Below are 12,918 nucleotides of genomic sequence, written 5' to 3' on the forward strand. Positions count from 1 at the left end.
AGGTCTCAGCGTGAGGCCCCCGACCCAGGAGGCCCACGATGACCACCGGCCCGCTGTCCGTCCGTCCGGCCCGCGCCGACGACCCCGCCGAGGTCGACCGGATCTACGACATCTGCCTGCGCACCGCCGCCGCCGGCAAGGACGCGACCGGCCGGTTCGCCGAACCCCGGCTGGTCGGCGACGTCTTCGCCGGGCCGTACCTGGCCCACTCGCCCGACCTCGCCTGGGTCCTCGCCCCCGGCGGCGCCGAGGGGCCGCCGTCGCCGCCCGTCGGCTACTTCCTCGCCGTCGCCGACACCGAGTCCTTCGAGCGCGACCTCGAGGACGCCTGGTGGCCGCGCCTGCGCACCCGGAGGGCGCACCGTCCCGTCGAGCCGGACACTCCCGACGCCTGGCTGCGTGCGCACATCGACGACCCGCCCCCCACGCCGACGGACATCACCGCCCGCTACCCCGCCCACTTCCACGTGGACCTTCTCCCCGAAGCGCAGGGCGGCGGGAACGGACGGCGCCTGATGTCCACGGCCATCGACGCCCTACGCGCCCGCGGGGTGCCCGGCGTCCATCTCGGCGTCTCCACCCGCAACACCAACGCGATCGGCTTCTACACCCACGTCGGCTTCCACGTGCTCCTCGACGGCCCCGACAGCAAGATCCTCGGCATGCCCCTGAGCTGACCTCGGAACCGCCACGACCAGAACAGAGGCGCGTTCGCCGGCCGGCACCGGATTTCGTGACCGTGAGCCGGCTCCGGACGACAGCGCCCCCGCCCGCCAGAGGTGGCGCACGTCACATCGTGGGGGCCGTCACGCGGGCCGGGGCGGCGGTGTCTCGTGTGCGTCACCACACGAGCAAGGGATGCGGCATGAACGCACATCGGAAGGTCGCGCTGGTCACCGGGGCGAACAAGGGGATCGGACGGACGACGGCGGAGGCGCTCGCAGGGCTCGGCATGACGGTTCTGGTCGGGGCAAGGGACGTGGGGCGCGGTGAGGAGGCCGCCGCGGCGGTGCGGGCGGGGGGCGGCGACGCGCACGCGGTCGCCCTGGACGTCACCGCCGCGGGCACCGTCCGGGAGGCGGCGAGGCGGATCGAGGAGCGTTTCGGGCATCTCGATGTGCTCGTCAACAACGCGGGGATCACCGGGTCCGGGAACGTGTCGCCGCAGGACGCCACCGATCAGATCCCGAGTTCGGTCGATCTGGAGATGGTCCGGGCGGTGTTCGAGACGAACGTCTTCGGGGTGATCGCGGTGACCAACGCGATGCTGCCGCTGCTGCGGCGGTCGCCCGTGCCGCGCGTCGTCAACGTCGGCAGTCACGCCGGGTCGCTGGGCCTGACGAGCGACCCGGACGGCCCGTTCGCCGCGCTGCTGCCGTCCGCCGCCTACACGCCGTCCAAGGCCGCGGTCAACGCGCTGACCGTGCAGTACGCGAACGAGCTGCGCAAGGACGGGATCCTGGTGAACGCGGTCGCGCCCGGCTTCGTCGACACCGACAGCAACGGGCACACCGGGCACCTCACCCCGGCGCAGGGTGCGGCGGTCGTGGTGCGGCTGGCGACGCTCGGCGCGGACGGGCCGACGGCCGGGTTCTTCGGGGAGGAGGGCCCGATCCCCTGGTAGCCGGCCGCGGCCTCGTCGGGTCAGTGCCGGCGCTGCAGGACCTCGCCCAGGACCCGGCCCTGGACGCCCGAAGGGGGCCTGATGCCGAGCAGGGCGGCCATCGTCGGTGCGACGTCCACGTGGCGGGGGCGCCACGCGGCGGCGTGCGGCCGCACTCCGGCGCCCGCGATCACCAGGGGGACGCGCAGGTCGCCCGTGCTGCCGTGCGAGCCCTTCGGGGACGCGGGCGCGGCGCCCAGGCTCCAGCCGGGCTCGGGCTCGACGACCAGCTCGCCGTGGTTCGGGCTCATCCGCATGCGCCGCTGGTCGCGCTCGTCGTAGACGGCCCGGACGTGCGGGACGTCGCGGAGCGCGGCGGCGATGCGGCGTTCGGCCCTGCGGCTCCCGGCGGCGTCGCCGACCAGGTGGAGGCTGCCGACGCCGCCCACGACCATCACCGCGTCGGTGTCGGGCGCCGGGCGCTGCCCCGAGCCCAGGTACTCGAGCTTGTACCCCGCCTCGGCGACCGCCTCGACGACCTCGGTGTTCAAGCCGCCCGTAAAGGTGGTCATGCCGTGATCGCCGGTGATGACGAACGTGGTGCGCCCGTAGATCCCGGCTTCCTGCACGGCCTCGACGAGCCGGCCGATCTGCTCGTCGATCATCCGCAGCGCCTCGGGGATCCGGGGGTCCTCGGCGCCGCCGTCGTGGCCGATCGAGTCCAGGGTGTCGCAGTAGACGGCGATCAGGTCGGGGATCTTCGGCGCGGTGACCGCCGTGCCGCCGCTGTCGACCGGCCTGCCCTCCAGGACGGCCACCGCGTCGTCCACCCGGCGCGGGCACGCGCCGCCCGGCTGGGTGTAGATGCCCTCGGGGTCCCCGTAGGCGGTGCCGTAGTTCTGCAGCGTGAACCACTGCGCGGACAGGATCGTCCCGCCCTGCTCGCGGACGGCCTGCCCGATCGTCGGCACGGCCATCTCGCGCTGCTGCCCGCGCGCCGTCCCGGACTCCGCGTCGTACCAGTACGCCGTGTTGCGGTGCCGCTCCGGCCACGCTCCCGTGGCGACCGACGACCAGGACGGGTTGGTGATGGACGTCATCACGCCCGTCGAGGTCGCGAGGCCGCCGCGCCGCAGGAGCTTGTCGAGGTTGGGCATCGGCGCGTCCCCGACGTACTCGGCGTCGAAGCCGTCCAGGGCGAGGAACAGGACGTGGTCGGCGAGCGGCTTCGACGGCCGGTGGCGGGGTTCGGCGGCGGCGGGCGCGGCCGTCGCGGTGCAGAGGGCGGCGGCGAGCAGGGCGCTCGTCCCGGCCGCCAGTGCTTTGGAGATTCTCATGGCCGTAGCGGACCCGAGCGCGATGGCCCCGGCATGATCAACGCCGTGCGGGCCGGTGAACGCCGCCGGTCTGACCGGACGGGCGGGGCCGGTCAGGCACCCCCTGGTCGACCAAGCGGTTGCTTGCATAAGGTTGCGGCATGGGACTGCTGGACGGCCTGCGGGTGCTCGATCTGACGATGTGGCGGCCGGGGCCGTACGCGACGCAGCTGCTCGGACGGCTGGGCGCGGACGTCGTCAAGGTCGAACCGCCCGGGGGCGAGCCGATGCGGGCGTTCCGGGACCACTTCGACGTGCTCAACCGGCACAAGCGGAGCGTCGAGCTGGACCTGAAGACCGGCGCCGGGCTCGCGCGGTGCCGCGAGCTGGCGCGGGACGCCGAGGTGTTCGTCGAGGGGTTCCGGCCGGGCGTCGCCGACCGGCTGGGCGTCGGGTACGAGCGGCTCCGGGAGGGTGCCCCCGCGCTCGTCTACTGCTCGATCTCCGGGTACGGCGCCGAGGGGCCGCTGTCCGCGGTGCCGGGGCACGACGTGAACTACCGGGCCTACGCGGGCGCCCTCGGGCAGGACGCGACGTCGGCGGGTGCGGAGCTCGCGGTCGCGGACATGGCGGCGGCGACGATGGCGGCGTTCGCGATCACCGCGGCCGTCGTGCGGGCCCGGGCGACCGGCGCCGGCGAGCGGATCGACCTCGGGATGGCGGACGTGCTCGCGGACTGGGTGGAGACGTCGCCCGACATGTCCGGGGCCGACGCGCCCGTGCCGGGATACGGGGTCTACCCGACGAAGGACGGGCGCACGATCACGCTCGGCGTCGTGTCCGAGCAACCGCTGTGGGCGGCGGTGTGCCGGGCCCTCGGGCTCGAACGGCACGCGGACGTCCCGTTCCTGCAACGCTTCGAGCGGCTGGAGGAGCTCGACGGGGAGATCGCGGACGCGGTCGCGGGGCTCACGCGGGACGAGGCGGTCACCCGGCTCTCGCGGGAAGGCGCGCCCGTCGCGCCCGTCCTCACCCGCGCGGAGATGCTGGCACACGAGCACTTCCGCGCGAGGGGAATCGGCACCGGGCCGGTGCGGACCACGAACTGCACAACACCGTCACACGGGAAGGTCCCGGAACTGGACGAGCATCGAGGCGAGGGCTGGCGTCTCACGGGCTGAAATTCGAGAGGAAATGTCCGACTCGAGTGGCATCCTGGAGCGTGTGAGCACGCGCGCGATGAGTCCCGTCCTGGTCGGGCGGTCGGATGAGCTGCGGCGGCTGGAGGACGCGCTCGCCGCGGCGCCCGGCGCCGTACTCATCGGCGGCGAGGCGGGCCTGGGCAAGACGCGGCTGATCCGGGAGTTCGCCGGGTCCGTCGGCGACCGGGCACGGGTGCTGGTCGGCGGGTGCCTGGAGCTGGGCTCGGACGGCCTGCCGTTCGCCCCGTTCACGACCGTGCTGCGCGGGCTGGTGCGCGACATCGGCATCGACGGGGTCGCGGGGCTGGTGCCGCGCGGCGACACCGGCGCGCTGGCCCGGCTGCTGCCCGAGTTCGGCGAGCCCGAGCGGGACGCGGCGTCCGGGGAGGAGCGGGCGCGGCTGTTCGAGCTGGTCCTGACGCTGCTGGAGCGGCTCGCCGAGCGGGCCCCGGTCGTGCTCGTCATCGAGGACGCCCACTGGGCCGACCGCTCCACCCGCGACCTGCTGGCCTTCCTGACCCGCAACCTCGGCGACGCGCCCGTCCTCGTCGTGGTGACGTACCGGACGGACGAGCTGCACCGGGGGCATCCGCTGCGGACGCTGCTCGCGGGGCTGGAGCGGGTCGAGCGGGTGCGGCGGCTGGAGCCGGCGCGGCTGTCGCGGGCCGAGACCGCGGCGCTCGTCACGGCGCTGCTGGGCGACGAGCCGCCGGCGGGGCTGGTGGACCGGATCGCCCGGCGCAGCGAGGGCAACCCGCTGTTCATCGAGGCGCTGCTCGACGACGACGGCACGCTGGCGTGCGAGCTGCCCGAGTCGCTGCGCGACCTGCTGCTGGCCGGGGTGCAGCGGCTGCCCGAGGAGACGCAGGAGGTGCTGCGGGACGCCAGTGGCGGCGGCACCCGCATCGAGCACGCGCTGCTCGCGGCGGTCACCGGGCTGGACGACGCCGCGCTGACCCGCACGCTGCGCCCGGCCGTCGCGGCGAACGTCCTGGTCGTGGACGGGGACGGCTACGCGTTCCGGCACGCGCTGATCCGCGAGGCCGTGCACGACGACCTGCTGCCCGGCGAGCACACGCGGCTGCACACCCGGTACGCGGAGGCGCTGGAGAACGAACCCGCGCTGGTCCCGGACGGGCGGCTGTGGGTGGAGCTGAGCCACCACTGGAAGTCCGCGCACAACGCCGTCTGGGCGCTGGTCGCGTCGTGGCGGGCGGCGTCCTACGCGCGCAAGGCGCTCGCGTACGCGGAGTGCCTGGCGATGCTGTCGCGCGTCATGGAGCTGTGGGAGCTGGTCCCGGACGCGCCGGAACGCATCGGCGCGCCCCTGGAGCGGGTCCTGGAGAAGGCCGCGCGGACCGCGAACCTGGCGGGCGAATACGAGCGCGGCATCAAGCTCGCGTCGGCGGCGCTGCGCGAGATCGGCGAGAGCGACGACGACCCGGACGTCCGGGAGCGGCGGGCCGAGCTGCTGGCGCTGCGGGGCCGGATGCGGTACCAGATGGCCCGGTCCGGGTTCATCGAGGACGTCCGCGCGGCCGCCGCGACACTGCCGCCCGACCGGCGCACGGTGCTGCGCGCCCGCGTGCTGTCCACGCTCGCCACCTACATCCGCTTCACGACGAACATCGACGAGGGGCGGGCCGCGGCGGCCGAGTCGTACGCCATCGCGCGGGAGCTGGGCGACCCGGTGGCCGAGGCGCACGCGCTGTGCACGCTGTTCTGCACCGACATCGACTACGCCGACGGCTCGATGCTCGCCGAGGTCGCCGACGCGGCGGCCCGCAGCGGCGACCACGGCGCGCTGATGCGGCACGCGGTGCTCCGGTCGCACTTCCTGGAGGGCTCGGGCCTGCACGCGGAGGCGGCGGAGGTGGCGCGGCTCGGCAAGGAGACCGCCTCCCGGTTCGGGCTGGCCCGCACGGACGGCACGTTCCTGTGCATCAACGAGGCCGAGCCGCTGGTGTCGCTCGGCCGGTGGGACGAGGCGCTCGCCGTGATGGAGCACGCCTTGGCGCAGGAGCCGTCCGTCACGACCCGCACGTCGCTGCTCGTCATGTCGGGCGAGATCGCCCTGTTCCGCGGCGAGCCGGACACGGCCCGCGAGCGGCTGGCGCGCACCAACCAGGTCGCGAACGTGCACACGGCCTGGCTGAAGACCCAGGACTACTTCTCCACGCAGCGGCTCCGGGCGCGCCTCGCGCTGGCCGACGGTGATCCGGCCGCCGCGCTGGAGGCCGTCCTGCGGGTGGTGGAGCGGCCCGGCCTGCCGGACGACGCGCGGTACGCGTGGCCCGCGCTGGTACTCGGCGCCACCGCCTGCGCCCAGCTCGGCGCGGGCGTCGACGACGACCTCAAGCGCATCGAGGAGCGCGCGACCGCGCTGCCGTGCCTCGGCCCCCTGCAGGACACCTACCGGCGCACGTTCGAGGCCGAGCTGGGACGCGCCCGCGGCGCCGCCGACCGGGACGCGTGGGACGCCGCCGCGGCCGCGTGGGAGGGGATCGGCAACCCGTTCGAGCACGCCACGGCGCTCGTGCGGGCCGCCGAGGCCGCACTGGCGGCGGGCGACCACGACGCGGCGTCCGTCCGGCTGGACACCGCCGCCGGCCTCGCCCGCGGGCTGCGCGCCGAACCGCTCGCCGCGCTGGTCGCCGACCTGCGGCGCCGCACCCGGAGCCCGCGGAACGGGACGGCGCCGCTCGGGCTGACGCCGCGCGAGTTCGAGGTGCTGCGGCTCGTCGCCGAGGGCCGCAGCAACCGCGACATCGCCGCCGCGCTGTTCATCTCGGCGAAGACGGCCAGCGTGCACGTCTCCAATATCCTCGGCAAGCTCGGCGTCGCCAGCCGCGGGGAGGCCGCCGCGACCGCGCACCGGCTCTCCCTGTTCCGGGAGGCCGGTGCGGCCCGGTAGCGGCTGCCCGGCCCGGTTGCTCGGGGACGGTCGCCCGGGGACGGTTACTCGGGGACGCGCGCCACGCAGAGCACCGTCTGCCCGAACGGCGGCTTCACGAACCGCTCGATCGTGCGGGTGAACGGCACGACCGTCCGGTCGTAGATCTTCACCAGCTTGGGGTCGGGGTAGCCGGCGCCGCCGCGCCGCACCGCGAACCACCAGGCGATGCCGCCGAGGAAGTTGATCGGCTTGAGGACCTCGGGGACGAGCCCCGCCTCGCGCACCGACTTCTCCAGCGTCTTCGGGGTGTACCGGGTGACATGCCCGACCTTGCGGTCGAAGTCGCCGTAGAGCTGCATGTATCCCGGCACCCAGATGACGATCCGGCCGCCGGGCAGGGTCACCGCGGCGAGGTCGCGCAGCGCCTGGACGTCGTCCTTGATGTGCTCCAGGACGTTCATCATCACGACGGTGTCGACCTTCTGCCGGATCTCGATGTCGGCCGGCAGCGCCAGGTCGATGACCTCGACGTCGTCGTTGCCCTCGTACCGCGTGCGCAGTTCCCCGACGCAGTACGGGTCGTTGTCGCTGACGACGAGGTAGTCGAGCCGTCCCGCGAACTGCTCGGAGAAGTGCCCGAGCCCGGACCCGACCTCCAGCATGGAGCGGCCCACGTGCGGCGCGACGGTGTCGTACTCGTACTTGCGGTAGTTGCGGGCCTCGTCCCCGCCGAGGTGGTTCTCGAGCTGCCCCTCCCCGGCGGCCGGCTGGACGACGTCGCCGTCCGGCGCGGGCTGCGGCGCGGCGGGCGACCGCTTGGAACCGCTGCCGATCAGGTTGAGGAGGCTTCCGGCAATGGACTTCTTCTGACCAGTCTGCTGCATACTTCCCACTTGCTGGGTGCGTTCGCCGTGTCGGCTCTCGTTTCGCCGGATCCTGGGACCTGCTCCTGGACGGACGGTCCGATCTCGGGCGCGAATCCGGTCAGTCTAGCGATCCGAGCCTTACAACGCGTCGCCAACCGCTACCCGGCGGTCATGTCACCTTCCGGTGGACGTCCTCCAAGCGGCTGGGGCCCGGCTCGGACGCGGCGATCAGCGGACCCGGGATGGACGGGTCGAGCACACCGTCCTCGACCCACGTGAACGCGCCGTCGAGCACGGCGCGCGCGAGCCGCACGTCCGTCTCGTCCGTGTTACGCCACAGGCCGTCGAACAGTTCCTCCACCCGCACCCGGGACTGCTTGCAGAACGCGTCCGCGAGCAGGAGCGCCGACTTGCCCGGCCCCTCGCCGCCGTCCTGCAGCGGGCCCTTGCCGGACGCGTCGGCGTGCGCGCGCACACAGACGGCGCTGATCGCGTACAGCTCGGCGCCGATGTCGACCATCCGGCCGAGGAACCCCTGGCGCTGCTCCAGCCCGCCCTGCCAGCGGCCCGCCGCGTAGAAGATCGACCGGGCGAGCTTGCGGGCCGCGCGCTCCGCGTAGCGCAGGTGCTTGGCGAGGGGGCCGAACTCCGCGTACGAGCCGGGCCGCTGCCCCGCGCCCGTGACCAGGGTCGGCAGCCAGCGCGCGTAGAACCCGCCGGCCCGCGCCGCCGCCCGCGCCTTCCCGGCCGCGGACGTCTCGGGGTCGATGATGTCGCCGGCCACCGACAGGTGCGCGTCCACCGCCTCCCGCGCGATCAGCAGATGCATGATCTCGCTGGACCCCTCGAAGATCCGGTTGATGCGCAGGTCGCGCACCAGCTGCTCGACCGGGACGCCCCGCTCCCCGCGCGCGGCGAGCGACTCGGCCGTCTCGTAGCCGCGGCCGCCGCGCACCTGCACCAGCTCGTCGGCGACCTTGCAGGCCATCTCCGACGACCACAGCTTCGCTAGGGCCGCCTCGATCCGGATGTCGTTGCGCTCGTCGTCCGCGAGCCGCGCCGACAGATCGTGGACGGCCTCCATCGCGTACGCGGTCGCGGCGATGAACGAGACCTTGCGGGCGACCTCCTCGTGCCGCCCGACCGGACGGCCCCACTGCACCCGCTCCGCCGACCACTCCCGCGCGATCTTGGTGGCCCACTTGCCGCTCCCCGCGCACATCGCCGGCAGCGACAGCCGTCCGGTGTTGAGGGTCGCCAGCGCGATCTTCAGCCCGGCGCCCTCCTTGCCGATCATGTTCGCCTTCGGGACGCGCACGTCGTGGAAGCGCGTGACCCCGTTCTCGATGCCGCGCAGCCCCATGAACCGGTTGCGGTTCTCGACCGTGATGCCCGGGGTGTCCATCTCGACGACGAACGCCGAGATGCCGCCCCGGTGCCCGTCCGACTTCGGGACCCGCGCCATCACCACCACGAGGTCCGCCACGACCCCGTTCGTCGTCCACAGCTTCACGCCGTTGAGGACGTACTCGTCCCCGTCGGGCGTGGCGGTCGCGCGCAGCCGCGCCGGGTCGGAGCCGACGTCGGGCTCGGTCAGCAGGAACGCGGTGAGCTGTGTCGCGCAGCGCGGCAGCCACGCCTCCTTCTGCTCGTCGGTCCCGAACATCTTCACCGGCTGCGGGACGCCGATCGACTGGTGCGCCGACAGCAGCGCCCCGATCGCCGGGCTCACCGACGCCGCGACCATCAGCGCCCGCCCGTAGTGGAACTGGCCGAGCCCGAGGCCGCCGTACCGCTCGGGGATCTTCATGCCGAACGCCCCGAGGTCGCGCAGCCCCCGCAGTGTCTCGTCCGGAATCTGCGCGTCCCGCTCGATCCGATGCGGATCGACCTCGTTCGCACAGAATTCGGTGAGCTTCTCCAGGAACGCATCGCCCTTGGCGCGGTCCTCGTCACCGGGACGCGGGTGCGGGTGGACGAGGTCCAGCCGGAAGTCGCCGAGGAACAGCTGCTTGCCGAAGCTCGGCAGCCGCCATTCGGACTCCCGCGCCTCTTCCGCCACCTTCCGGGCGGTCCGCTCGTCCACCTGCCCCGCGTCATGCCCCGCGGCCCGCCGCGTGCCCTGCTCCGCCGTGCGCATCGGCTGACTCATGCCGGCTCCTCGCAACTCCCGTCCGTCCGTTGCCGAGCTACTCCCCGGATCCCGGCGGACTACTCCCCCCGCAGGTCACGACCTGCTTCCCCGGATCTCGCCCACGGGTCTGGTCAAAGCCCTTGACCGGCACCGACGAGCAGGGTTCGCTTTGCGTGATGGACGAGACACGCAGACCCACCCTGATCGCCTCGGTGCAGCGTGCTCTGCATCTCATGGAGGCGGTGTCCTCGCACCCCGGCGGGGCGCCCGCCAAGCAGCTCGCCCGCGAGGCCGGGCTCCCCCTCGCCACGACGTACCACCTGCTGCGCACGCTCGCGCACGAGGGCTACGCCACCCGCCTGTCGGACGGCGTCTGGGTGCTCGGCGACCGCATCGGCTCCCTGCACGGCAAGAGCCGGGCCCAGCAGCTCCTCGCCCGCATCCGCCCCGCCCTCGTCGGGCTCCGGGACGAACTGGGCGCCGCGGCGTACTTCGCCATGCACGTGGACGGCGAGATCAAGCTGATCGACATCGTCGACGGCCCCCGCACGCCCCGCGTCGACGTCTGGGTCGGCTTCGACGAGGCCCCGCACGCCACCGCGCTCGGCAAGTGCCTGATCGCCCAGCTCGACGAGGACCGCCGCCGCGACTACCTCGACCGGCACACCCTCGCCGACCTCACCCCGCACACGATCACCGAACCGCGCCGGCTGCTGCGCACGCTGCGCTCGTCCACCGGCCTGTCCATCGACCGGGAGGAGTACGCGCTCGGCACCGGCTGCGCCGCCGTCCCGGTCACCGACGCGACCGGCACCGTCCGCGCGGCCCTCGCGATCTCCTGCCGGCCCGCGAAGCTCACCAGGATCGAGCGCTCCGCCGACCGGCTCAAGGCCACCGCCGCCCGCCTGCAGCGGACGATCACACTCCCCGTCCCGTAGGCACCGTCCCGTAGGCACCGTCCCGTAGCCGGCCGCCCGCTACCGGCCGCGGAAGTCGGGGGTGCGGTTCTCCAGGAACGCCGCGACGCCCTCCCTGGCGTCCTCGCTGCCCGCCAGCCGCACCAGCTCGCCCAGCAGATGCTCGACCTGCTCCTCCAGCGGGCGCCCCTCGATCGCGAAGAACGCGTCCCGGCCCGCGCGCAGCCCGAGCGGGCTCTTCGCCGCGATCGTCCGCGCGAGCCCGTCCACCCGCGCGTCCAGCTCGTCCCGCGGCACCACTTCGGTGACCAGGCCGATCTCCCGGCCCTCCGCCGCGGTGATCCGGCCGCCGGTGTAGTACAGCCGGAACGCCTGCTTCGGGACGACGTTCCGGTTGATGATCGCCATGATCATCATCGGCCACAGCCCCACGTTCACCTCGGGCGTCGCCAGCTTCACGTCGTCCGCCGCGATCACCAGGTCGCACGCCGCCGCCAGGCCGAGGCCGCCCGCCACCGCGTGCCCGGCCAGCCGCGCGATGATCGGCTTGCCCAGCTTCGGGAACGCCGTGAACAGCCGGAACGGGGCGCTGTCCCGGATCGCCGCGGGATCGGCCACCGCCCGGCCGTCGGCCTGCTGCGCGCCCAGCCCGCCGAGGTCCGCGCCCGCGCAGAACGCCCGGTCCCCCGCGCCCGTCAGGACGATCACGCGCACCCCGTCGTCGCGCTTCGCCCGCTCGAACGCCGCCAGCAGCTCGTCGATCAGCTGATCGCTCAGCGCGTTCCGCGCGTCCGGCCGGTTCAGCGTGATCCGCGCGACCCGCTCGTCGACCGCGTACAGCACCGTCTCGTCCATGCCAGGCCCCTCACCCGTCCAGCGCGCCACCGACCCCCGAGCATGCCGCACCTCGCCCGGCGCGCCCACCCCGCCCCGCCCGGCTCGCCCCGGTTCGCGGAACCGGCTCAGGAGCCGGCCGCGCGGAGGTAGCGGCGGCCGAGGTCCGCGACGCGGGCGCGCAGCTCGGGCGGGGACACGATCTCGAAGTCGAGGCCGAGCATGCCGAGGTAGGCGGCGATCGTCTCCAGGCTGTCGGCGCCGGTGACCAGCACGCAGCGGTCCGCGGCCACGGACTCGACGACGCCGACCGTCGCGTTGATCCGGGCGAGGACCTGCTCGGCCGGAGCGTGGACCGTGACGCGCGCGTGCACCTTCCAGCCGGTCGCCGCCACGTCCCGCAGGACGAACGAGGTGTAGTCGCCGCCCGGCAGCGGCGTGGGGGTGAACGCGGGGCCACCGGGCGTGCGGAGCGTCATCAGGTCGGCGCGGAAGGCCGACCACGCGCCCGACTCCGGGTCCCGGGCGACCAGGTACCAGCGCCGGCGCCAGCTCACGAGGCGGTAGGGCTCCACCAGCTTGCGGCCCGCGGGCGCGGCCGTCGCCGACGGGGCCTCGTCTCCGGCGGGCTCGACGGCGGCGGCGTAGTCGAAGCGAAGCTGTACGCCGTCGCGGACGGCCGAGGCGATCGCGGTGAGGACCTCGGCGCCGGTCTCGGGGTCCTCCGCGTCGGTGTCGAGGTTCTCCGGCGCCCGCGACGTGGCCTCGTGCAGGGCGCGGACCTGGCGGTGCAGCCGGTGCGGGAGCACCTGCTCCAGCTTCGCCAGGGCGCGGGCGCTGCTCTCCTCGATGCCGCCGACGCCGCTGCCCGCGCGCAGCCCGATCGCGACGGCGACGGCCTCCTCGTCGTCGAGCAGCAGCGGCGGCAGCCGGGTGCCCGCGCCGAGCCGGTAGGAGCCCGCCGCGCCCCGCGTGGCGTCGACCGGGTAGCCGAGGTCGCGCAGCCGTCCGATGTCGTTGCGGACGGTCCGGGCGGTCACGCCGAGGCGTTCGGCAAGCTCCCGGCCGGTCCAGTCGGGCCGGGACTGGAAGAGCGAGAGCAGCGCGAGCAGCCGCGCGGACGTTTCCAGCATTCCTTCAGTATCGCCGC

The 12,918-nt window shown here is 74.2% G+C and carries 10 protein-coding genes; 5 read left to right on the forward strand and 5 right to left on the reverse strand.

Annotated features, from left to right (window positions below):
• Positions 1–38 precede the first annotated feature (38 nt).
• Together F7P10_RS12900 and F7P10_RS12905 are read left to right on the forward strand one after the other, a co-directional pair.
• Positions 39–677 carry a GNAT family N-acetyltransferase gene (locus tag F7P10_RS12900; RefSeq protein WP_151009562.1) on the forward strand — a complete coding sequence of 213 codons (639 nt, stop codon included), beginning with the start codon at positions 39–41 and terminating at the stop codon, positions 675–677.
• 188 nt (positions 678–865) lie between these two features.
• Positions 866–1,624 (forward strand): SDR family NAD(P)-dependent oxidoreductase, encoded by a 759-nt coding sequence (locus F7P10_RS12905; protein WP_151009563.1) that lies wholly within the window; start codon positions 866–868, stop codon positions 1,622–1,624.
• A 20-nt stretch (positions 1,625–1,644) separates the two neighbouring features.
• Here F7P10_RS12905 and F7P10_RS12910 read toward each other — a convergent pair whose 3' ends face one another.
• On the reverse strand, positions 1,645–2,940 hold the full coding sequence (locus tag F7P10_RS12910) for an alkaline phosphatase family protein (RefSeq protein ID WP_176611446.1): 1,296 nt from the start codon (positions 2,938–2,940) through the stop codon (positions 1,645–1,647).
• Between the two features lie 140 nt (positions 2,941–3,080).
• Between F7P10_RS12910 and F7P10_RS12915 the strand changes: the two genes are divergently transcribed.
• Positions 3,081–4,100, forward strand: a complete 1,020-nt coding sequence (locus tag F7P10_RS12915; protein WP_151009565.1) for a CaiB/BaiF CoA-transferase family protein — start codon at positions 3,081–3,083, stop codon at positions 4,098–4,100.
• Positions 4,101–4,143: 43 nt separating this feature from the next.
• The gene (locus tag F7P10_RS45065; protein WP_302851466.1) at positions 4,144–7,035 is read left to right on the forward strand and encodes an AAA family ATPase; all 2,892 of its coding nucleotides are present in this window, start codon (positions 4,144–4,146) and stop codon (positions 7,033–7,035) included.
• A 44-nt stretch (positions 7,036–7,079) separates the two neighbouring features.
• On the opposite strand, the gene F7P10_RS12925 is transcribed toward F7P10_RS45065, so the two are convergent.
• Both F7P10_RS12925 and F7P10_RS12930 read right to left on the reverse strand, forming a co-directional pair.
• A complete protein-coding gene (locus F7P10_RS12925) occupies positions 7,080–7,901 on the reverse strand; it encodes a bifunctional 2-polyprenyl-6-hydroxyphenol methylase/3-demethylubiquinol 3-O-methyltransferase UbiG (RefSeq protein WP_151009566.1) in 822 nt (273 codons plus the stop codon).
• 151 nt (positions 7,902–8,052) lie between these two features.
• A complete protein-coding gene (locus F7P10_RS12930) occupies positions 8,053–10,023 on the reverse strand; it encodes an acyl-CoA dehydrogenase family protein (RefSeq protein WP_151018015.1) in 1,971 nt (656 codons plus the stop codon).
• A gap of 170 nt (positions 10,024–10,193) precedes the next feature.
• On the opposite strand from F7P10_RS12930, the gene F7P10_RS12935 reads away from it, so the two are divergent.
• A complete protein-coding gene (locus tag F7P10_RS12935; protein ID WP_151009567.1) occupies positions 10,194–10,955 on the forward strand; it encodes an IclR family transcriptional regulator in 762 nt (253 codons plus the stop codon).
• A gap of 39 nt (positions 10,956–10,994) precedes the next feature.
• On the opposite strand, the gene F7P10_RS12940 is transcribed toward F7P10_RS12935, so the two are convergent.
• Together F7P10_RS12940 and F7P10_RS12945 are read right to left on the reverse strand one after the other, a co-directional pair.
• Entirely contained in the window at positions 10,995–11,789 is a 795-nt protein-coding gene (locus F7P10_RS12940; RefSeq protein WP_151009568.1) for an enoyl-CoA hydratase/isomerase family protein, read from the reverse strand.
• A 107-nt stretch (positions 11,790–11,896) separates the two neighbouring features.
• Entirely contained in the window at positions 11,897–12,901 is a 1,005-nt protein-coding gene (locus F7P10_RS12945; RefSeq protein WP_151009569.1) for a YafY family protein, read from the reverse strand.
• Between the last annotated feature and the right edge of the window lie 17 nt (positions 12,902–12,918).

This window comes from Actinomadura sp. WMMB 499 (assembly GCF_008824145.1).
Classification (GTDB): domain Bacteria; phylum Actinomycetota; class Actinomycetes; order Streptosporangiales; family Streptosporangiaceae; genus Spirillospora.